The following is a 19447-nucleotide window of genomic DNA, read 5'->3' on the forward strand; positions in this document are numbered from 1 at the left end:
CTGAAACGGTCATCGCCCTCCCGATGGGAAGGCCGATTGGCCCGATAAAAATGCACTTGAGATTGACTGTTTCGTCCTTGCACGGAGCCGGTCCCTAAAAATCCGTGCGGAAGGAAAACCGGAAATGCTTGCCCTTATTTTCAGGCGGCTGGGCGGCCTTGTCCTGACATTGGCTGCCGTGTCCATCCTGATCTTTGTCTTGATGGATGTGCTGCCCGGCGATCCCGCCGCCGTCATGCTCGGCACCTCGGCAAGCCCCGATACGCTGGCGGCGCTGCGCCATGAGCTTGGCCTCGATCAACCGCTGGCGATCCGCTATCTGCACTGGCTGGCAGGCGCCCTGACGGGGGATCTCGGTCAGTCCTATACCTATGGCGTGCCGGTGGCTGGCCTGATCGGCGAGCGCCTGACTGTCACGCTGCCTTTGGCGGTGATGGCGATCCTTCTGTCCATGGCAATCGCCATCCCGATGGGGGTCGCTTCGGCCTCCCGGCGCAATAGCGGCTTTGATTATGCGGCTGGCTTTCTATCGCAACTGTTCATCGCTGTTCCGGGCTTCTGGGTCGGCCTGTTGCTGGTGCTCGGCTTTTCCATCAGTCTCGGCTGGATGCCGGCTGGGGGCTTTGCCGGATGGCAGGCAGGGTTTGGGCCCGCACTGCTGTCGCTGACCCTGCCAGCCGTCGCACTGGCGCTGCCGCAGGCAGGCGTGTTGACCCGCGTTACCCGCTCGGCGGTGCTTGAGGTGATGAACGAGGATTTCGTCCGCACCGCCCGCGCCAAGGGCCTGACACGGCGGGCGGCGCTCTGGCGCCATGCGGTGCCGAATGCGCTGGTGCCGGTCATGACCATTCTTGGCCTGCAATTCACCTTCCTGATCGCCGGGGCTATCCTGATCGAAAATGTCTTCAACCTGCCGGGTCTGGGGCGGCTTGCCTATCAGGCGCTGAACCAGCGCGACATCATCGTCATGCAGGATGTCGTCCTGTTCTTCGCGGGCCTGGTCATCATCATGAATTTCCTTGTCGATCTCTCTTATCTCATGCTGGACCCAAGATTGCGGGGCAGGGGCAAATGACCACAACCGTGACAACCTCAAAGCCGTCTAGTAGGCGGCCGGCTGGTCTTTTTCTTCGTCCGACATTGCTGATCGGCGGGCTGATTATCATCCTGCTGGTGGCGATTGCCCTTCTGTCGCTGGTCTGGACACCGCTGCCGCCAACCCGGATGCAAATCATCTACAAGCTTAAGCCGCCGCTGGTGCATGGCCTGCTGGGAACCGACCAGCTGGGCCGCGACCTGACCTCGATGCTGATGGTCGGGGCTTGGAATTCCCTGTCGACAGCAATGGCGGCTGTGGTGCTTGGCGCAGGCGTCGGCACGCTGTTCGGCGTTACGGTTGCGGCGCGGCGCGGCATGGTCGAGGCGCTGACCATGCGGATCAATGATGTGATCTTTGCCATTCCGCCTATCCTGTCGGCTATGATGCTCGGCGCTCTACTCGGCACGGGGCGGTTTACCGCCATTATCGCCATCGCCGTGTTCATGGTGCCGGTTTTTGCTCGCGTCACGGCCAGCGCGGCCCTTCAGGTCTGGTCGCGGGATTATGTGCTGGCGGCGCGCGCCGCAGGCAAGGGGCAGGTGCTGATCACCATCGAACATGTCCTGCCCAATATTGCCAGCCAGATCATCGTGCAGATCGCCATCCAGCTTGGCCTGGCCATTCTGACTGAGGCGGGCTTGAGCTTTCTTGGTCTCGGCATGCCGCCACCAGCGCCGACCTGGGGGCGGATGCTGGCCGATTCCCAGACTTATCTCGCTGCCGCGCCCTGGCTTGCCATCCTGCCGGGCCTTGCCATCGCGCTCACCGTGCTCGGCTTCAACATGCTGGGCGATGGGCTGCGCGATCTTCTCGACCCGCGTGAAAAGGGGCGTTCATGAGCGAACAACCGTTGCTCTCCATTCGCGACCTGTCCATTTCTGTGGATCTCCCCGATGGCCGTTCCACGCCCATTATCGATGACCTGAGTTTCGATCTTCGGGCTGGCGAAACGCTTGGCATTGTCGGTGAAAGCGGATCGGGGAAATCACTGGCATCTCTGGCGGTTATCGGACTTTTGCCCCGCGTCGCGCGCCCGACCGGCCAGATCCTGCTTGACGGAGAGGACCTGTTGAGCGCCAGCGAAGATCGGCTGTGCAAGATCCGTGGCAATCGGATCGGCATGATCTTCCAGGAGCCGCTGACGGCGCTCAATCCAGCAATGACCATCGGCGACCAGATCGCTGAAGGCCTGGTCTGGCATCGTGGTCTCAGCTGGCGGCAGGCGCGCCGCGAGGCGGTGGAGCTTCTCGATCAGGTCCGCATTCCCGATGCCAAGCGCAGGGCGGTGACCTACCCGCATGAAATGTCCGGCGGCCAGCGCCAGCGCGTCGGCATCGCCATCGCACTGGCCTTGAAACCGGCGCTGATGATCGCCGATGAGCCGACCACGGCGCTCGATGTGACGGTCCAGGCCGAAGTGCTGGATATTCTCGATGATCTCGTGCGCGAATATCGGATGGCGCTGATCCTCGTCAGCCACGATCTCGGCGTCATCGCCCGCATGTGCGACCGAACCCTGGTGCTCTATGCCGGAAGGCGGATGGAGGAAGGGCCGACCCGCGATGTTCTGACCTCTCCGCTCAATCCTTATACGCGCGGCCTGCTGTCTGCCGTACCTAAGCGTGTGCCTGGAAAGGACGGCAAGGAGGGCAGGCTTGCCACCATTCCCGGTACGGTTCCGGGGTTTGCACAGTTGCCGGAAGGCTGCTGTTTTTCCGACCGCTGCCCTGATGTTGCGACGGAGTGTCGTCTCACTGCGCCGGGTTGGTCGAGGCAGAGCGAGGATCGCGGCGTGCGCTGTCTGCGGGCTGAGCAAGGAGAGATCTGCGAATGACCGACACCAGTCTTCTCGATATCCGCATGCTTGCCCGCGACTATACCAGCCGTCCCCTATTCGGGAAGCCGCATACCAGCCGGGCGCTGGACGAAGTGTCGCTGACGGTTGGGCGCGGCGAGATCTATGGCATTGTCGGCGAAAGCGGCTGTGGCAAATCCACCCTGGCCCGGCTGGTGATGGCGCTTGATCGCCCGACATCGGGCCATGTCCTGTTTGATGGCGACGATCTGTTTTCGCTGTCGCCAGAAGCGCTGAAGCACAAGCGGCAGGACTTCCAGATGGTGTTTCAGGACCCGTTTGGCTCGCTCGATCCGCGCCAGACCATCGGGCGGATTATCGCTGAACCCTTGCATGTGCTGACGCCCAGGCCGGGTAAGGCAGCAATCCGCGACAAAGTCGCCGCCATGCTGGAAAGCGTCGGCTTGCAGGCAGGTCATGCGCAGCGCTATCCGCATGAGTTTTCCGGCGGCCAGCGCCAGCGGATCGCCATTGCCCGTGCTTTGATCACCGAACCAAAACTTGTGGTGGCCGATGAGGCGGTCTCGGCGCTCGATCTCTCGGTCCAGGGTCAGGTTCTCAATCTGTTGATGGATCTGCGCCGTACACGCGGCGTCAGCTTTCTGTTCATCACCCATAATCTGGCGGTGGTGGATTGTATCGCGGATCGGGTCGGGGTGATGTATCGCGGCAGGCTGGTGGAGCAGGGACCGGCCCATGCGGTTTTCGAGCAGCCCTTGCATCCCTATACGAAAATTCTGGCCGATGCCGAGCCAAGCGTTCACCGTTTCGGCAGACCGCAAAAGCCCGCCCCTCTGCCTGATATCAGTGGCGATCCCGATATCGGCTGCGCGTTCCGCGCCCGCTGTCCGCTGGCGCAGACACGCTGCACCATTGAGCCGCCAGTGTTGCGGGAGATCATGCCCGGACGTGAGGCGGCCTGCCATCGGGCCGAGGTGATGGCCGGGACCGATAGCTTCATCCGATAAAGACATAAGATAGAGAAAGCCAGGAATGACCGATCTTGTTGATTTGACCATCCGGGAGCTGATTGCCGGTTTCAGCGCCAAGACCCTGTCGCCGGAAGACTATTGGAATGCCGTCGAGGCCCGGATCGATGCTTTCGAGCCGTCGGTTCAGGCGCTTTACCTCTATGATCCCGAAAGCGCCCGCGCCCAGGCCCGCGCCTCGACGGATCGTTGGCAACGCGGTGCGGCCCTCGGCCCGCTCGACGGCATTCCCGTCTCGCTGAAGGAACTGATCGCAACCAAGGGTCAGCCGGTGCCGCTTGGCACGGCCGCCGTTGATCTTGTGCCTGCTGCGGCAGACGCGCCGATTGCGGCCCGAATGCGCGAAGACGGCGCGGTGATTTTCGCCAAGACCACTTGCCCGGATTACGGCATGCTGTCTTCGGGCCTGTCGAGTTTTCATCCATTGAGCCGCAATCCCTGGGATTTGAGCCAGAACCCCGGCGGCTCCAGCGCCGGTGCTGCGGCGGCGGGGGCTGCCGGGTTCGGCCCGCTGCATATCGGAACGGATATTGGCGGCTCGGTGCGCCTGCCAGCCGGATGGACCGGGCTGTTCGGCTTCAAGCCCAGCCATGGCCGCATCCCGGTCGATCCCTATTATGTCGGGCGTTGCGCCGGGCCGATGACCCGCTGCGTGGATGATGCGGCCTATTCGATGATGACCTTGGCGCGCCCGGATTGGCGTGACGGGACCAGCCTGCCGCCTGAAGTGATCAACTGGCTGGACGAGGATATCGATATCAGCGGCATGAAAATCGGTGTCATGCTGGATGCTGGCTGCGGTCTTGCGGCTGAACCGGAGGTGCGCGAGGCAATTATTGCTGCCGCCAAGCGGTTCGAGGCGGCAGGGGCTGAGGTTTTCGAGGTTGGCCCGGTGATGAACCGCGCCATGCTGGATGGGCTGGATGTGTTCTGGCGAGCAAAGTTCTGGGGTGATATTGCCGCCCTCAGCACGGAAAAGCGCCAGATGATCCTGCCCTATATCTATGAATGGGCCGAGGGTGGCGCTAGCGTAAGCGGTGTCGATGCGGTCAAGGGCTTTGGCAAGACCATCGAGATGCGCAAGACCTGCGGCGCGCTGTTTACCCGCGTCGATGCAGTTCTATCGCCGGTCAATCCTGTCGTTTCCTACCCGGCGGAGTGGGCCTCGCCAACCAATGATCCACAAAAGCCTTTCGAGCATATCGGCTTCACCGTGCCGTGGAACATGTCGGAACAGCCCGCGGCATCGATCAATTGCGGCTTTTCAAACAGCGGCATGCCGATTGGCTTGCAGATCGTCGGTCCAAGGTTTGGTGATCTGACCGTGCTGAAACTGTCGAAACTGTTTGAAAGTTGGACCGGGCGGATCAGCACTTGGCCGCAGCCTTGATGGGTCCAGAAAGTGCACGACAGTTTCGATATCTCGGCTTCGCCGCCCCCTCATCCCGCTGCCGCGACCTTCTCCCCGCTGGGGAGAAGAGAGATAGAGCCGCAGCGTTTTGGGACCTCCTCTTGGGTGAAGGCAATCTCTGGCTCTGCCGGGTGCTCTGAGCGAAAACATTGAAATGCTTTATTGCAAGCTGGCGATATACGCCCGCCAGCCACCCAAATGCGTAATGTCTTCAGCACCTTCCAGGGCCGAAGGCTCGACGAGAAAACCCTTGGCGCTGGAGCCGTCATCCAGGAATACCGTGCCGATACACATTGGCGAGGGGATCATATTGACGAACTGGCCGAAGCCTGCGGGTGTCAGCTGCCAGATTTCCACGGCAATCGCGGCACCTTGCTCGACCCGGACCAGACCGGGCTTGGGCGGTGTCTGGTTGGGCAGGGCAAATAGCTTATAGCTGGCCGATGTTGTCCCAGCCCGCAGGAAGCTGGCGTTGAGGCTGGTCAGTTGGTGGTTGAGCGGCATGCCGGACAGATGCGCGCCGACGACGATGACCGGGATCAGACCCTCGGCCTTTTCCACTGGCTTTTCTGGTGACGTCGGCAGCGGCCAGCCGGTGGCACCGACGGTGGTGCCAAGGCGGCTGTGCAAGGCTGACCCCAGTGCTGCGGTCAGGCCATCGGCACCGAAGGGTGCCAACAGCGTGACGCTGGAGGGCAGGCCATCGCCGCGCTTGCCGGTCGGCACGGCAATGCCGCACATGTCCAGAAGATTGACGAAATTGGTATAGGTGCCGAGGCGTGAATTGGCCTTGATTGGCTCTTCTTCCAGATCGGCCAGCGTGTAATGGGTTGGGGCTGTCGGCACGCAGATCACATCGACGGAGGCGATCACCGGCGTCAACTGCTGCTTCAGCGCTTGCAGGCGGTACATGCCGGAAAAGGCATCCGCGGCAGTCAGGGTTTTGGCGGCGCTGTAGATCTTATGGGTCACCGGATGGAAGCTTTCGGGCTTCGCATCGAAAAACTCTTTGACCGCCGCATAGCGCTCGGCCACCCAGGCGCCTTCATAGAGCAGGTTTGCGACCTCGTAAAAGCCTGAAAACGGCAGGTCCACGAGCGTGTGACCCATGGTCGACAATTCTGCCAGCGCCTTATCGAAAGCGGCTTCCATCAGGCTGTCGCCGAAGAATTCACGGTCGGCCTTGGCGGGAACGCCAATGCGCAGGACTGGTGCGGAGGCCATGGCATGGCCCACCGGCATGGGGCGGGAATAGGCATCCGTTGCGTCGGGTTTAGCAGCGACGGTGAAGACCTTATGGGTATCTTCCACCGTCAGCGCGAAGATCGATACGCAATCGAGGGTGCGGCAGGCGGGAATGACGCCGGTGGCCGAAAGCGCGCCGACCGAGGGCTTCAACCCGACAATGTTGTTCAGCCCGGCTGGAATGCGGCCAGAGCCTGCCGTGTCGGTGCCAAGCGCGAAGCTGACAATGCCTTGCGCCGTCGCCACCGCCGAACCGGAACTGGAGCCGCCGGGGACCAGTTTGGGATCGATCGCATTGCGGGGAATGGCATGGGGCGTGCGCACGCCGACCAGGCCGGTGGCGAATTGGTCGAGATTGGTCTTGCCGATCACCAAAGCGCCCGCGTCTTTCAACAGGCGCACCACAGTCGCATCGGTTTCGGGCGTGTAGGCATAGTCCGGGCAGGCGGCCGTGGTTGGCAGGCTCGCGACATCGATATTGTCCTTGACGGCAAAAGGAATGCCCCAGAGCGGCTTTGTCTCCGGTGAAAAAGCGCCGAGTGCTTGGGCCTGCTCCAGCAGGTCTGCCTTGTCAGCAAGCTTAAGGAAAATGCCGGGATCGTTGATGGCGGCGATGCGCGAAAATACCTCTTCGATCATCTCCTGTGGCGTCCAGCCAGAGGCATAGGCGGCGTGAAGCGATGCAATATCAAAAGCTTGAGTAAATGGCATGGATCAATTTTCCAATAGTGTTACGGGGCGATCCCATTGGATCAGGACGGTGCAGCCATCAATGCTCCACACGGAATGTTCGGTGCCTGCCGCATTGACGATATAGGAGCCTGGGCCAAAGGTGCCGGTCTCGTCCGACTGGCTGCCTTCCAGCACCATAATGGTTTCCAGCCCTTCGTGGCGGTGGCGGGGAACCGAGGCTCCGGCCTGATAGGCCAGAAGGGCAACGCCGGGCTGGTCGCCCTCAAAGCGGCGGATCCAGTGAATGGTCACACCATCACGGAACGCCTCATAGGGCAGGCTTTTCCAGCCCCCGGCCAGCATATTGTCACGGGTCGTTTCAGCCATGGGCAAGCGCCTCCAGAAAGGGGTCGAGATGGGCGGTCCAGCCGACAATGCCGCCCTGGGCGCGGATCATCTCCAGGGTCGCTTGTTTGAAGGCCGGGAAATAGCTGGCGGTGGCTTCTTCGATCAGTAGGCAGTCATAGCCCCGATCATTGGCCTCGCGCATCGTGGTCTGCACGCAGACCTCGGTGGTAACGCCCGCGAAGATCAATTGGGTAATGCCGCGAGATGTAAGCTCTTCACCGAGAGCGGTGGCGTAGAACGCACCCTTGCCGGGCTTTTCGATCACCAACTCGCCGTCAACAGGCGCAAGTTCCGGCAGAATGCCGGTGCCATATTCCCCTGCAATCAGGATGCGGCCCATCGGTCCCTCATCGCCAATTCGCAAAGTGGGATTGCCGCGATTGCGCTTGGCATCCGGCAGGTCGGAGAGATCGGGCCTGTGGCATTCCATCGTGTGGATGACGGTAAGACCGTGGGTGCGGGCCGCCTCCAGCAGGCGTTTCACATCCGGCACGATGGCGCTGACGAGGCTGACATCATTGCCGAGCGTCTCGCCAAAGCCACCCGGCTCGGTGAAATCGCGCTGCATGTCGATGATGACAAGCGCCGCCTGATCCAGCTTCAACGGGAAGGCGAAGGGTTGGGCTTTGATATCCACCATCATGCATGTCCTGCCATATGGGCACCGATCACGGCAATGTCAGCGCCGCGCGCCGGGGTCTCGTACACCAGCCTGCCATCCGACATCACGACAATGCGGTCGGACATTTCCATCAACTCATCCAGATCCTCGGAAAACAGCAGCACGGCGCTGCCATTGTTACGCGCCTTCATGATCCGGGCGCGGATTTCGGCGACGGCGGAAAAATCCAGACCGAAACAGGGGTTAGAGACAACCAGCAGATCGACATCGCCGGTCAGCTCCCGCGCCAGCACGGCGCGCTGCACATTGCCACCCGACAGCGAGGCAATCGGCGAGGCGGGCGAGGCGGTCTTGACCTTGAAATCGGCGATCAACCGCCCGGCTGTCTCGCGCATCGCCTTGGCATTCAGCCAGAACCGGGTCCTTCCCTCGGCATCCACATCGAAATCGCGAAAACTCAGGTTCTCAGCCACCGACATTCTCGGCGCGCAGGCATTCAGCAGCGGTTCTTCCGGGATAAAGCGAACATTGGCGGCCCGCGTTTCCTGACGAGTGGCGGTGTAGGGTTGGTCCTTGACCGTGATGTCGCCCGCCTCGGCAGGCCGTTGCCCGGCCAGTACTTCGGCAAATTCCTTCTGGCCATTGCCGGAAATGCCGGCAATCCCGACGATTTCGCCAGCTCTGACCTTGAGATCATCGACCTCGATGCTTTTCAAGCCGCTGCGGTCACGGGTTTTCATCCCCCGGATCGACAGGACGGAGGGGCTTGCGTCCGCGACCGGCAAGCGGCTGTCGAGTTCGGCCAGCTTAACATCGCCGATCATCATCGCTGCCATGTCCTGCGTCGTCAGGTCGGCTGTGCGGCCTGAGCCGACCAGCTTGCCCCGCCTTAGCACCGACACCGCATCGGCAAATTTGCGCACCTCATGGAATTTGTGGGAAATCATCAGCACGGTCAGTGCCCCACGCTCGGTCATGCCCCGCACCAGGCCCAGCATGTCGTCAGCCTCGGCGGGTGTCAGCACCGATGTCGGCTCGTCAAGGATCAGGAACCGGCGTCCGAGGTAGAGCTGCTTGATGATTTCCAGCTTCTGCTTTTCACCCGCCGATAATTCCCGCACTGGGCGTTCCAGCGGAATCTGGAAGGGCATGGTCGCCATGAAATCCTTGAGCGCCTGACGTTCGCGCCGCCAGTTGATCATTGCAGGCACCGCATTGCGGCTGATGACCAGATTTTCCGCTCCGGTCAGGGACGGCACCAGCGTGAAATGCTGGTAGACCATGCCAAGCCCCAGCGCTGCCGCATCGCGGGGCGAGGCGATCTCCACCTCGCGGTCCTCGACCAGCAATTGGCCCGAGGTCTGGCGGTAAAAGCCCATGATGCATTTGACCAGCGTCGATTTTCCCGCGCCGTTTTCGCCGAGCAGGGCGTGGAACGAACCGGCCTGCACCTTGATGGAGACAGCATCGAGGGCGGTGAAGCTGCCGAACCGCATGGTCATGGCGGCGGTCTCGATGTTGATGGCACTTCCGCTGGGCTTCATATTACGTTCTCCCGCTCGACAATAATTGCCACCGGCCCACCGCCGGGCGGTCCCTGATGTTCAGCTCCACCAGACACATACAGGTCCGTTTCCCCGAACACGCCCGCCAGCACACCGCCGACAAAGGCGCGGGCGTGGCGGGTGCCGGAAATGTCGCTATCCTCGAGCATCGTGTGGCGCTTGCCCCGCACCGTGCCGCGGGGATCGGGTTCGGCCTTGGCCAGTACGGCGCTCAGTTTTCCAAGCGGCATGTCGGACCAGGCGGCCCGCACGCTCGGCGCATCCATAGCGTCGAACATCACGGTATGCGTCATGGCAAATGGCCCGCTCCAATGATCGCTCATGCCGAGAACGATGATTTCGTGATCGGTCAGTTCAACGCCCGCCGAGGTGGAGGCACGGGCGGAATAAAGGTCCAGCGTGCGGCAGATGTCGATATCCTTGATATCATCCATATCAAGCTCGCCCAGCGCTACCGCCACACCCAGCGCTGATGCGCCGCGTGAATAACCCATGGATTTCAGCGTTTCGGCAATAACCGTGCGTTTGCCACGCGCCTGGGCCTGCGCCACCCGCGCTGAGGTGAGCAGCGGGCATTTGATCTGGACGAAATGCACGTCTGCTGGATCGTCGATCCCGGCATCAGCCATGGCAGTGCGTACGCCCTGGGCGACCAGATCCACCTGTTCCTTGCGGCCCAGATTTTCGGGTAGGAGATCGGCTGTGCGGGCAACGCCGATGGCGAGCGAACGGTTGGGCGCTGCCTCCACCCGTTCACGGGCAAAAATCGTCCAATGGGGCGACAGCGCCCCTTCGGTGCCGCCTGACATGACGATGGAAACGCCTGTTACACCGAGGCGGGCAAACAGCTGTTCGAACGTAGCCGTGGCAAAACCACGGGTAAAGTCGTTGACGCAGCCATTGCCCTCCGTCTTGCCTAGCACCGCGACGATGCTGTGCGGATCGAGGCCGCTACCAATCAGCGCTTCGACGCCGGATATGTCATCCGGGGCAGAGGCGGCAACGCGGTAAACCGAGGCGCGGAAGCATGTGGTCACGGCAGGGCCTCGATCAGGTCTTTCGAATGGGAGACCGCGCCGAACACGCCGCCCTGCATTTTCACCATTTTGATGGCGGCGAGATGATTGCCGTAATCAGTCGCTCCGCAGCAATCTTCCAGCAGCAGGCATTCAAAGCCCCGGTCATTGGCCTCGCGCATGGTTGTGTGGACGCAGACATCGGTGGTGATGCCGGTCAAGATGATATTCTGGATGCGCTTCTGGTTGAGGATCAGTTCGAGATCCGTGGCGCAGAATGACCCCTTGCCGGGCTTGTCGATAATGGTTTCGCCATCCAGCGGGGCCAGCTCTTCGATAATGTTCCAGCCCGGCTCGCCGCGCACCAGAATGCGGCCGCAGGGGCCTGGATCGCCGATGCCGGATTTGATGCGCTGCGAGCGCCAGCGCTTGTTGGCGGGCAGATCTGCCAGATCTGGGCGATGGCCTTCGCGGGTGTGGATGATATGGTAACCCTTGGCGCGCATCGCTGCCAGCACCGCCTTGATCGGCTCAATCGGCGCGCGCACCAGAGACAGATCATAGCCCATATGATCGACATAGCCGCCGGGGCCGCAGAAATCGGTTTGCATGTCGATGATGATGAGCGCGGTATTATCAGGCCGCCACTCCCCGTTATAGGGCCAGGGATAGGGATCGGCGGCAAGCGTGTGAAGTTTTGTCTCTGTGGACATATCCATGATGGCTCCTATTCGGCGGCGGATTTGGCCGGGTTGCCGTAGAGGCGAGTGGGTTTTTCAAAGCCGCAGACTGTGCCGTCGGTGATCTTGACTTGATCCTCCCAAGGCAAGCGATAGCGGCCTGCTGCCAGGTCGTGCATATAAGTATAGGGCGCGTCCTGCGCCCCACCGGCAACCGCGACATAGCCGCGATGGCCGAGCTGGTAGATATTGTTTTCCACGCCCCAGCCCAGCCGCGCCTCGCGCACCAGATCGGGCCGGACCTCGGCAGTGATGATCTCGTTGACGCGGCCTGATGTGCCGTGGGCGATGATCGAGCCATCGAAATTGCAGATCATCCCTTCGCCCATGCTGTCGAACGTGCCATCGGAACCGCACATGCAGACATTGGCAGTCACCATCAGATTGCAGAAAGCGTTGGACTGGTTGGTAAAGCGCCAGGAGTCGCGGATCGGTGCGGTATAGCCTGCCGTGCGGATCATGATTTCTGTGCCCTTATAGGCGCATTCCCTGGCCATTTCCGGGAACATGCCATCGTGGCAGATGATCAGCGCCAGCTTGGCGCCCTTCGGCCCGTCGATGACGGGAATGCCGAGATCGCCCGGCTCCCATGGCTCGACCGGCACCCAAGGATGCATCTTGCGATAATAGAGCTTCAGTTCGCCGGTGTCGTCGATGATAATGCCGGAATTATAGGGCATGCCGCCGGGATTATATTCCATGATCGAGAAACAGCCCCAGATGCGGTTCTGTTTGCAGGCGGCCTTGAAGGCGGCCACTTCCGGCCCATCCATCCGGCACATGATTTCAGGGTTGATGTCCATTGAAAGGCCGTGCAGGGCATATTCGGGAAATACCACCAGATCCATGCCCGGCTGGTTGCGCCGGGCCTTGGCGACGAGATCAACGATCACCTGGGTCTGGCGGGCCAGATCCTCTCGCGTCACGGTGACGGGGAGCTGCAATTGCACGAGGCCGATGCCGACCCCGTGTTCTGATTTGTTCAATCCGCCCAATCCGTTCATGGGAACCTCCTGTGGCTATTTGGTCAGCGACAGCGCCGCCGGAGCGCCGGACAGCGCCCGTGTCGGTGACGATGTGATGATGAGAATGATCAGGGTCAGCACATAAGGTGCAGCATAAAACAGATAATAGCCCTCGCTGACGCCGACCGATTGCAGCGCCGGACCGAGCGCGCCAGCCCCGCCGAACAGCAGGGACGCCAGCACGCAGCCGAGCGGGTTCCAGCGGGCGAAAATCACCAGCGCCACCGCCATTAGGCCTTGGCCGGACGAAATCCGCTCGTTCCAGGAGCCGGGATAAAACAGCGACAAATAGGCACCACCCACCGCCGCCAGCGCCCCGCCTGCCATGGTTGCCAGCAGGCGCACGGTGTCCGGGTTTATGCCCATGGCACGCGCCGCATCCGAACTGTCACCGACGACCCGCAGGATCAGGCCGATCCGGGTATTCTTCAGCGCCCACCAGAGCACCAGCGCCAGCACAAGGCCGATGACGAACAGGATGTTGATGGTCAACGCCGCCTGAATTTGCGGCAGATGCGACCAGAAGCCAAGCGAAATCACTGGCAGTTTTGGGGCGACCGGCTGGATGAATGGCTTGCCGAAGAAGAAGGCGAGGCCCAGCCCGAATTGCATCATCGCGATGCCGATGGCGATGTCGTTGACCTTTGGAAACTTGCAGATAAAGCCATGCAGCAGGCCAAACAGCGATCCGGCCACCATGGCCGCGGCCACGCCAGCCCAGGGCGAACCGGTCATGACCGCCACGGCATAGGCGGCCATGGCGCCAAACACCAATGTGCCTTCAAGGCCGAGATTGATGCGGCCCGACCGTTCCGTCAGGGTTTCACCGAGGCTGACGAAGATGAAGGGGGTGGAGACACGGATAGCACCCGCCAATATCGCCAGCGGCACGCCCCAGAGGCCCAGTGCGCTATCGTCCATCAATGGTCTCCTTTCGCGGCGTCCGGCTGTTTCCAAAGTTCGGGATTAAAGACGCGGAACCGGCCATACAGCGTTTCGCAAAACAGTATGACCACGAACAGCGTGCCTTGAAGCACCAGCACGGTGGCATCCGGCAGGCCCATGCGGCGCTGGATCAAGCCGCCGGACGCGGTGATGCCGCCTAGAAAAATCGCGACGGGAATGATCGCCAGCGGATTTTGCCGGGCGAGGAAAGCGACGAGAATGCCGGTATAGCCATAGCCCGCCACCAGCGCGCCATTGGCGCTGCCCTGCACGGCGGCTACTTCGATCATCCCGGCAAGGCCTGCAAAGCCGCCAGCCAGCGCTGTAAAGCCGACGATCAAACGTCCAACCGGCAGGCCCTGGATCTGGGCGGCGCGCATATTGCCGCCAGCGATCCGCGCCGCAAAACCGATGCTGGTCCATTCGATAACGATATAGGAGAGGATGCAGGCGATGACGCCGACCGCCAGCCCCCAATGCACGTCCATGCCGGGGATCTTGCCGATCATGTCGGTGGCGGACAGGGGCAGGGTCGAGGGCTTGTTGAGGCTGGCTGGATCGCGCAGCGGCCCTTCGATCAGGTGGTTCATCAGCGCGATGGCGATATAGGCCAGCAGCAGCGAGGATATGGTTTCATTGACGCCGCGATAATGTTTCAACGCTCCGGCAAAGCCGATCCATACTCCGCCCGCCAGCATGGCGCAGAAGCCCATGACGATCCAGAGGACTGGCGGACTGAAGCCTGGTGCGAGTGGCACGGCAATGGCCGCCGCCGCCAAGCCGCCCAATACCAGCGCGCCCTCCGCGCCAATGATCGTCAGGCCGAGGCGGGCCGGAAGCGCCACGCAGAGTGCGGTCAGTAGCAGCGGGGCGGCCCGGCTAAGGGCATTTTGCAGCGAAAACCACGAGCCGAAGCCACCGGCAAACATCAGCTGGAACAGTTGCAGCGGCGATTTGCCAATGGCGGTGATGAACAGGCTGAACAGGCCAAGCCCGATCAGCACGGCCAGCAGAGTGATTGCCACCGGTTCAGCGCGGCGGGCCAGCCATTCCACCATCGGACGCAGTGCGTGACGCCCCGCAGACTTGGGCTGCAAGCCATGCGGCAGGGGTGTCCGGCTTTCAGGTGTCGTGGTCATGGCCCGCGCCTCCATTGGTTCAGCCCATCGACCCCATGACGCCTTCGACCAGATAGTTCATGCTTTCCAACTCAATGGCGTCTTCGGCATAGTCCTTGCCCGAGGGGATGACGGTATTGCCCTTGTTGTCCTTCTGGCCGCCTTTGAAGACAGAAAAGCCGCCTGCCTTCATGGTGGCAAGTGTTGCCTCAAATTTGGTGCGGGCCTCAGCGGAGACGCCGGGACCCAGCGGGCTCATCTTGACGAAACCGTCCTTCAACCCGCCGCGCACGAAATTGCCGAGCTTTTCACCAGCCTGCGCCTTCTTGACGAAATCGGTATAGACATTGCCCCAGGCCCATTCTGCGCCCGTCAGGTATTTTTCAGGTGCCAGCGGGCTCTGGTTGGCGTGATAGCCGCAGACGAAAGCGCCGCGGCCAGCGGCGGTCTGCACCACCACCTTCGGGCTGTCGACATGGCAGGTGATGACATCGACGCCCTGATCAACCAGCGCATTGGTAGCTTCGGCTTCCTTGACGGCCAGCGACCACTCGCCGGTAAAGATCACCTGGCAGGTGATGGAGGGATCGACGGAGCGGGCGCCGAGCAGGAAGGCATTGATATTCTGTACCACTTGCGGAATGGGCTTGGCGGCAACGAATCCGATCTTCTTCGACTTGGTCGCATAGGCGGCGGCAATGCCGTTCAGATATTGGCCCTGGAAGATGTAGCCGAAATAGCTGCCGGTATTGTCGGGGTTCTTGCCCTTCTGCCAGAGGCCGCCGCAATGGCGAAACTGCACGTCAGGATATTTCTGCGCCACCGCCAGCATATGGGGGTCGAAATAGCCGAAAGAGGTCGGAAATAGCAGGCTGGCGCCATCCAGATTGATCATCGATTCCATGGTTTTCTGGACATCGACGGTCTCAGGCACATTCTCCTCTTCGACCACTGTCACGCCGGACAAGGCCTTGACCACGGCAGCGCCCTCGGCATGGGCCTGGTTATAGCCATAATCATCCTTCGGTCCGACATAGATGAAGCCGACGGTGAGATCGGCAGCCTGCGCGGAACGCAGCATGCCGGGAGCAGCGATGGCGGCGGCGGCACCAAGGGCGGAGGTTTGCAGGAAATGACGGCGGGTGAAGGAAGGCGATCTGGTCATCGGTGGGTTCCCCTGTTTGATCCGGCTCTCGTCCGGTGCGGATGATTTGAGAAAGTGTATGCAATCACCATGCCAGATCTGAAAGCCATGCTTGAAAGGAGCTTCCTGGCGGTCTCTGATTGCTGCCGGTGCATCTGTATGCACTTTTAAAATTCAGATGAATATTTTTTGAGCGCGACTATTAAATTTGCTAAATCGTTCAGGGAAAAATCCAGGCGTTCGCAGGAAAGTTGTGTATTTTTATGAAAATCGTGCTTTGATATCAGTAGGGCAGTGGGTTAACCTGCCAAAATAAGTGATTTTTAAAACTGCATACAGACGATAATAGACTGGGAAATTTCAATGAATCAGCCGAGGGTGCGGGAACTTGTTCGTGCCGGCAATACGGTCGAACAGCTGGTGCGCGCCATTGCCGACCTGATCATCGTCGGTGACTTGAAGCCGGATGATAAGCTGGATGAAGGATCGCTTGCCACGCGGTTTGAGGTGTCACGCACGCCGGTGCGCGAGGCGCTTCGACAATTGTGCGCCATGGGATTGGTGGAGCGCAAGCCGAACAAGAGCGCTGTTGTTACCAACGTCACCGGTGGGTTTCTGACCTCGATGTTCGAGGCCATGGCGGAGCTTGAAGGGATGTGCGCCAGGCTTGCAGCGGAGCGCATGACGCTGGAGGAGCGCCGGGGGCTGGAGCGGATGCATCGCGATTCAATCCGTATTGTGCAGGCGGGGCAGACGGAGGATTATTCCGCCTATAATATCGAGTTTCACAACCGGATCTATCAGGGCGCCCATAACCAGCATATTCTGGAATTGGTGACGCAGACCCGGTCGCGGCTGGCGCCGTTTCGCCGCGCCCAGTTCCGGCTGACGGGCCGCTTGTCCCTGTCCTTTCAGGAGCATGAGGCGATCGTCAACGCCATCCTGCGCGGCGAAAAAACGGCCGCCGCCGAAGCGGCCTATCGCCATGTCGAAATTGTCGGCGATGCCAGCAGCACATTGACCCAGCACACTTCTGGCAGGGATTGAGGTGTCGAAATCCAGGCATCACGGATTGATGCGGTAGGTCCTCACCAGGTCCGGATCCTGTTGCAGCGTATCGAGCCAGGTCGGGTCGAGTTTCGGCACCGAGGAAAACAGCAGTTTTGAATAGGGATGCTGCGGGGCAGCAAGCTGTTGCGGTGAGATCTGCTCGACTTTTTTGCCCGCATACATCACGACGATCTCGTCGCAGATCGCTTCCACCACGGACAAGTCGTGGCTGATGAAAATGTAGGACAGGCCAAGCTCGCGCTGCAATTCCTTCAAAAGCTCGATGACGGCGGCGGCGACTACGGTATCGAGCGCCGAGGTGATTTCGTCGCACAGGATCAGCTTCGGTTCCGCCGCCAGCGCGCGGGCGAAATTGACCCGTTGCTTCTGGCCACCAGACAGTTCCGAGGGGCGGCGCTGGCGCAGCGATTGCGGCAGGTGCACCATGTCGAGCAATTGGTTGATGCGGGCATCGCGGGCCTTGCCCTTCATGCCATGGTAAAAGGTCAGCGGACGGCCGAGGATGTCCTCGATGGATTTTGCCGGGTTTAGCGCCGTATCGGCGGATTGGAATACGATCTGCATTTCGCGCAGCTGGTCGCGCGTGCGGTCGCGGGCATGGCGGCCCAGTTCGCGGCCATTGAAAATGATATGGCCCGCCGCCGACGGCAGGAGACCGGCAATGCTGCGCGCCAAGGTGGATTTGCCGCAGCCGGATTCGCCGATAATGCCGAGGTTGCGGCCATTGCGCACCGTCAGGTTGACGGACTGCACCGCCTGCACGAGAGGCAAGCCATCCGCTTGCAGGTCGCCATAGCCAGCAATCAGGTTTTCGATTTCCAGCAGCGGCTTGAGGCTCTTGTCTTCGGCAAGCGGTGTTGTGCGGGGCTTGGGTTCAAAGGCAGACAGAAGTTCGCGGGTGTAGGGGTGCTGGGCATTGGAGAGCAGCTCTGCGGTGGTACCGGTTTCCTGCATTTCGCCGCCCTTAAGCACGACGATCCGGTCGGCAATTTGGGCGACGACGGCCAGATCATGGGAGACATAGACCCCGGAAATCCCTTGCGAGCGCATTACCGACTTGAAGGCGCGCAGCACTTCGATCTGTGTCGTTACGTCAAGCGCCGTGGTCGGCTCGTCGAAAATCACCAGCTTCGGATCGCCGATCAGTGCCATGGCCGCTGACAGGCGCTGCAACTGGCCGCCGGAGACCTGATGCGGATAGCGTGTGCCAATCGTTTCGGGATTGGGGAGGGACAGCGCTTTAAACAGCGCGATGGCGCGGGTGCGGGCGTCTTCCACCGTCATCAGATCATGAATGCGGGTGACCTCGATCACCTGATCCATGATGCGGATGGCAGGGTTGAAGGCCGCCGCCGCCGATTGCGGCACATAGGCGACATCCGTGCCGCGTATCCGGGCGCGTTGATGCTCCGACAATGTTGCCATGTCCTTGCCGGCTACGTTGATCGTGCCGCCGGTTATCTGGCATCCGGTGCGGGTATATCCCATCAGCGTCAGGGCGATGGTGGTTTTGCCTGAGCCGCTCTCGCCGATCAAGGCGACGATTTCGCCTTCGGCAATATCCAGACTGACGCCCTTGATAATCTCGACCTTGCGGCCGGAATCGGTGGTAGCCTGTACCTTCAGATCGCGGACTTCCACTAGGTTTGCCATCATGCGCTCCTGTCGCGGATCTTGCGGGGAAGATTATCGATCAGCATATTGACGCTGATCGTCAGGCTGGCAATTGCCAGCGACGGGAAAATCACCGCCGGGGCTGCAAAGGGCAGGCCGCCGATATTTTCACGCACCAACGCGCCCCAGTCTGCATTGGGCGGCTGGACGCCGAGGCCCAGGAAGGAAAGCCCTGAAAGCAGCAACACGATGAAGACAAAGCGCAGACCAAAATCCGCCAGCACCGGTCCGGTGATATTCGGCAGGATTTCGGAGCGGATGATGTAGAACAGGCTTTCGCCCCGGATGCGTGCGACGCTGATGAAATCCATGGCATTGACGTTGACGGCCAGTGCCCGGGCGAAGCGATAGGCGCCGGGCGTGTAGATCACCGATAGAGTGATGACCAGAACCGGGATCGACGATCCGACGGCAGCGACCACGACGAGACCGAAAAGCTTGCTGGGAATGGAGTTCATCGCATCAAGAAAACGGCTGAGCACGGTATCGATCCACCCGCCCGCAACGGCGGCGATCATGCCAAGCACGACGCCGGAAAAACAGGCGATTGTAACGGCGGCCAGCGAAATGCCGACCGTATAGCGCGCGCCCATGATGATACGCGACAGCATGTCCCGACCGAGATAATCGGAGCCCAGCCAGAGCGCCTTGCTCATCGGCCCGAAATAGTCGAAATCGACGATCTCACCGACCGGATGCGGAATGAGCAGGGGCGCGAAGATCGCCACCAATGCCCAGGCAGCAATAACGGTGAGACCGGCAATGCCAACGGCGTTGATGCGATAGCCGAATGACCGATGTCTGCGGGCGACTGGTGCTGTTGATGGCGTGCCGTTCAGTGGCGTCAT

18 protein-coding genes are annotated in these 19447 nt (G+C 61.0%); 6 read left to right on the top strand and 12 right to left on the bottom strand.

Going from position 1 to position 19447, the window contains the following annotated elements; all coding sequences use genetic code 11:
- Positions 1 to 124 precede the first annotated feature (124 nt).
- From ASB66_RS03620 to ASB66_RS03640, 5 genes are read left to right on the top strand one after another with little or no spacing between them, the layout of a single operon-like run.
- Positions 125 to 1075: an ABC transporter permease gene (locus ASB66_RS03620; RefSeq protein ID WP_114386233.1), complete on the top strand. Its 951-nt coding sequence runs from the start codon at positions 125 to 127 to the stop codon at positions 1073 to 1075.
- Entirely contained in the window at positions 1072 to 1938 is an 867-nt protein-coding gene (locus tag ASB66_RS03625) for an ABC transporter permease (RefSeq protein WP_060717450.1), read from the top strand. The genes ASB66_RS03620 and ASB66_RS03625 overlap by 4 nt, the downstream gene beginning before the upstream one ends.
- Positions 1935 to 2933, top strand: coding sequence for an ABC transporter ATP-binding protein (locus ASB66_RS03630; RefSeq protein WP_060717451.1), 999 nt, complete (start codon positions 1935 to 1937; stop codon positions 2931 to 2933). The genes ASB66_RS03625 and ASB66_RS03630 overlap by 4 nt, the downstream gene beginning before the upstream one ends.
- Complete coding sequence (locus ASB66_RS03635) at positions 2930 to 3922, top strand: ABC transporter ATP-binding protein (protein ID WP_060717452.1); 993 nt, start codon at positions 2930 to 2932, stop codon at positions 3920 to 3922. Before ASB66_RS03630 ends, ASB66_RS03635 begins: the two co-directional genes overlap by 4 nt.
- A 25-nt stretch (positions 3923 to 3947) precedes the next feature.
- A complete protein-coding gene (locus ASB66_RS03640) occupies positions 3948 to 5333 on the top strand; it encodes an amidase (protein ID WP_060717453.1) in 1386 nt (461 codons plus the stop codon).
- A gap of 180 nt (positions 5334 to 5513) precedes the next feature.
- Here the strand turns inward: ASB66_RS03640 and atzF are convergent, their stop codons facing one another.
- From atzF to ASB66_RS03690, 10 genes are read right to left on the bottom strand one after another with little or no spacing between them, the layout of a single operon-like run.
- The gene (atzF, locus tag ASB66_RS03645) at positions 5514 to 7310 is read right to left on the bottom strand and encodes an allophanate hydrolase (RefSeq protein WP_060717454.1); all 1797 of its coding nucleotides are present in this window, start codon (positions 7308 to 7310) and stop codon (positions 5514 to 5516) included.
- Between the two features lie 3 nt (positions 7311 to 7313).
- Positions 7314 to 7658 (bottom strand): cupin domain-containing protein, encoded by a 345-nt coding sequence (locus tag ASB66_RS03650; protein WP_060717455.1) that lies wholly within the window; start codon positions 7656 to 7658, stop codon positions 7314 to 7316.
- Positions 7651 to 8319, bottom strand: coding sequence for a cysteine hydrolase family protein (locus ASB66_RS03655; protein WP_060717601.1), 669 nt, complete (start codon positions 8317 to 8319; stop codon positions 7651 to 7653). The genes ASB66_RS03650 and ASB66_RS03655 overlap by 8 nt, the downstream gene beginning before the upstream one ends.
- Positions 8319 to 9845 (bottom strand): ABC transporter ATP-binding protein, encoded by a 1527-nt coding sequence (locus ASB66_RS03660; RefSeq protein WP_114386235.1) that lies wholly within the window; start codon positions 9843 to 9845, stop codon positions 8319 to 8321. Before ASB66_RS03660 ends, ASB66_RS03655 begins: the two co-directional genes overlap by 1 nt.
- Positions 9842 to 10903 carry a cyanuric acid amidohydrolase gene (atzD, locus tag ASB66_RS03665; RefSeq protein WP_060717457.1) on the bottom strand — a complete coding sequence of 354 codons (1062 nt, stop codon included), beginning with the start codon at positions 10901 to 10903 and terminating at the stop codon, positions 9842 to 9844. The genes ASB66_RS03660 and atzD overlap by 4 nt, the downstream gene beginning before the upstream one ends.
- The gene (biuH, locus tag ASB66_RS03670; protein ID WP_060717458.1) at positions 10900 to 11601 is read right to left on the bottom strand and encodes a biuret amidohydrolase; all 702 of its coding nucleotides are present in this window, start codon (positions 11599 to 11601) and stop codon (positions 10900 to 10902) included. The genes atzD and biuH overlap by 4 nt, the downstream gene beginning before the upstream one ends.
- A gap of 8 nt (positions 11602 to 11609) precedes the next feature.
- On the bottom strand, positions 11610 to 12626 hold the full coding sequence (locus ASB66_RS03675) for a formamidase (protein WP_060717459.1): 1017 nt from the start codon (positions 12624 to 12626) through the stop codon (positions 11610 to 11612).
- Positions 12627 to 12641: 15 nt separating this feature from the next.
- Positions 12642 to 13568, bottom strand: a complete 927-nt coding sequence (locus ASB66_RS03680; protein ID WP_012653985.1) for an ABC transporter permease — start codon at positions 13566 to 13568, stop codon at positions 12642 to 12644.
- Positions 13568 to 14731 (bottom strand): ABC transporter permease, encoded by a 1164-nt coding sequence (locus ASB66_RS03685; protein ID WP_234612831.1) that lies wholly within the window; start codon positions 14729 to 14731, stop codon positions 13568 to 13570. The genes ASB66_RS03680 and ASB66_RS03685 overlap by 1 nt, the downstream gene beginning before the upstream one ends.
- A 19-nt stretch (positions 14732 to 14750) precedes the next feature.
- Positions 14751 to 15875 carry a BMP family ABC transporter substrate-binding protein gene (locus ASB66_RS03690; RefSeq protein WP_060717603.1) on the bottom strand — a complete coding sequence of 375 codons (1125 nt, stop codon included), beginning with the start codon at positions 15873 to 15875 and terminating at the stop codon, positions 14751 to 14753.
- A gap of 342 nt (positions 15876 to 16217) precedes the next feature.
- Between ASB66_RS03690 and ASB66_RS03695 the strand changes: the two genes are divergently transcribed.
- Positions 16218 to 16901: a GntR family transcriptional regulator gene (locus ASB66_RS03695; protein ID WP_060717460.1), complete on the top strand. Its 684-nt coding sequence runs from the start codon at positions 16218 to 16220 to the stop codon at positions 16899 to 16901.
- Between the two features lie 18 nt (positions 16902 to 16919).
- Here the strand turns inward: ASB66_RS03695 and ASB66_RS03700 are convergent, their stop codons facing one another.
- Both ASB66_RS03700 and ASB66_RS03705 read right to left on the bottom strand, forming a co-directional pair.
- A complete protein-coding gene (locus ASB66_RS03700; protein ID WP_060717605.1) occupies positions 16920 to 18578 on the bottom strand; it encodes an ABC transporter ATP-binding protein in 1659 nt (552 codons plus the stop codon).
- Positions 18578 to 19447 carry an ABC transporter permease gene (locus ASB66_RS03705; protein WP_060717461.1) on the bottom strand — a complete coding sequence of 290 codons (870 nt, stop codon included), beginning with the start codon at positions 19445 to 19447 and terminating at the stop codon, positions 18578 to 18580. The genes ASB66_RS03700 and ASB66_RS03705 overlap by 1 nt, the downstream gene beginning before the upstream one ends.

Origin of the sequence: Gillisella vitis (genome assembly GCF_001541345.2) — a bacterium.
Lineage (GTDB): Bacteria > Pseudomonadota > Alphaproteobacteria > Rhizobiales > Rhizobiaceae > Allorhizobium > Allorhizobium vitis.

Coding starts and splice junctions, on each gene's coding strand:
- ASB66_RS03620 (WP_114386233.1), top strand. CDS start 125: ATGCTTGCCCTTATTTTCAGGCGGCTGGGCGGCCTTGTCCTGACATTG.
- ASB66_RS03625 (WP_060717450.1), top strand. CDS start 1,072: ATGACCACAACCGTGACAACCTCAAAGCCGTCTAGTAGGCGGCCGGCT.
- ASB66_RS03630 (WP_060717451.1), top strand. CDS start 1,935: ATGAGCGAACAACCGTTGCTCTCCATTCGCGACCTGTCCATTTCTGTG.
- ASB66_RS03635 (WP_060717452.1), top strand. CDS start 2,930: ATGACCGACACCAGTCTTCTCGATATCCGCATGCTTGCCCGCGACTAT.
- ASB66_RS03640 (WP_060717453.1), top strand. CDS start 3,948: ATGACCGATCTTGTTGATTTGACCATCCGGGAGCTGATTGCCGGTTTC.
- atzF (WP_060717454.1), bottom strand. CDS start 7,310: ATGCCATTTACTCAAGCTTTTGATATTGCATCGCTTCACGCCGCCTAT.
- ASB66_RS03650 (WP_060717455.1), bottom strand. CDS start 7,658: ATGGCTGAAACGACCCGTGACAATATGCTGGCCGGGGGCTGGAAAAGC.
- ASB66_RS03655 (WP_060717601.1), bottom strand. CDS start 8,319: ATGGTGGATATCAAAGCCCAACCCTTCGCCTTCCCGTTGAAGCTGGAT.
- ASB66_RS03660 (WP_114386235.1), bottom strand. CDS start 9,845: ATGAAGCCCAGCGGAAGTGCCATCAACATCGAGACCGCCGCCATGACC.
- biuH (WP_060717458.1), bottom strand. CDS start 11,601: ATGGATATGTCCACAGAGACAAAACTTCACACGCTTGCCGCCGATCCC.
- ASB66_RS03675 (WP_060717459.1), bottom strand. CDS start 12,626: ATGAACGGATTGGGCGGATTGAACAAATCAGAACACGGGGTCGGCATC.
- ASB66_RS03680 (WP_012653985.1), bottom strand. CDS start 13,568: ATGGACGATAGCGCACTGGGCCTCTGGGGCGTGCCGCTGGCGATATTG.
- ASB66_RS03685 (WP_234612831.1), bottom strand. CDS start 14,731: ATGACCACGACACCTGAAAGCCGGACACCCCTGCCGCATGGCTTGCAG.
- ASB66_RS03690 (WP_060717603.1), bottom strand. CDS start 15,875: ATGACCAGATCGCCTTCCTTCACCCGCCGTCATTTCCTGCAAACCTCC.
- ASB66_RS03695 (WP_060717460.1), top strand. CDS start 16,218: ATGAATCAGCCGAGGGTGCGGGAACTTGTTCGTGCCGGCAATACGGTC.
- ASB66_RS03700 (WP_060717605.1), bottom strand. CDS start 18,578: ATGGCAAACCTAGTGGAAGTCCGCGATCTGAAGGTACAGGCTACCACC.
- ASB66_RS03705 (WP_060717461.1), bottom strand. CDS start 19,447: ATGACGCCACTGAACGGCACGCCATCAACAGCACCAGTCGCCCGCAGA.